At 61.7% G+C, this 253-nt stretch carries 1 protein-coding gene; it reads left to right on the top strand.

Annotated features, from left to right (window positions below; translation table 11 throughout):
- On the top strand, positions 1 to 253 hold a 253-nt coding region (locus ACUYLD_RS25765), incomplete at both ends, for a hypothetical protein (protein ID WP_446676250.1).

Raw genomic sequence — 253 nt, 5'->3', positions numbered from 1 at the left:
GAACACGACGCAGTGGAGGCTCGGCGCGGGCTCCCACCATCACCCCATGTGGGCTCTCGTCGCCGAGACGCTTGGCGATCAGAACTCGAAGTCGCTCAGCCCCACGGAGAACAAGTTCGTGTGGGCGGAGAATCGCAAGCCTCTCGGAAAGGAACCTATGCAGGTCCACGGCACTATCAAGGAAGCGGTCTTCTACAACGATACGGCCAGCGATCCGACGCATGCGCCTTGCGTCAAAGGCCCTGTCTACGGC

The organism is Paenibacillus sp. SER-28 (genome assembly GCF_052906305.1).
The sequence above is the reverse complement of the archived record's forward strand: the minus strand, read 5'-3'. Positions and strand labels throughout refer to the sequence as shown.